General features: G+C 73.4%; 1 protein-coding gene and 1 pseudogene. Both read left to right on the forward strand.

The window, feature by feature from the left end; translation table 11 throughout:
• Positions 1-105 (forward strand): annotated as a pseudogene (locus IG05_RS47495) (SpdA protein); the annotation flags it as partial.
• A 22-nt stretch (positions 106-127) separates the two neighbouring features.
• A partial coding sequence (locus IG05_RS0141510; protein WP_030349223.1) for a mobile element transfer protein occupies positions 128-274 on the forward strand: 147 nt, incomplete at its 3' end.

A 274-nucleotide genomic window follows, 5' to 3' on the forward strand; every position in this document is an offset into this window, starting at 1 on the left:
GACTACCGCGACCGCACCGGCGCCCCCATCGACACCGACACCCTGCGCGCCCGCCTCGGCGTCCCGCCCCACCTCGCCGACGCCATCGCCGCCCAGCTCACCTGACCCGGAAGGAGAACCAGCCGCCATGCCCACCCGCGACAACTTCCACTCCCTGATGCGCATCGGCCCCGTCCAGATCGGCACCCACCGCGACCGCAACGGCCGGACCAAGTACGCCGCCGTGTGCACCGCCGACCGCTGCGGCTGGTCCGCCGACTACTCCAGCCAGACC

This window comes from Streptomyces sp. NRRL S-1022 (assembly GCF_000720135.1).
GTDB lineage: Bacteria > Actinomycetota > Actinomycetes > Streptomycetales > Streptomycetaceae > Streptomyces.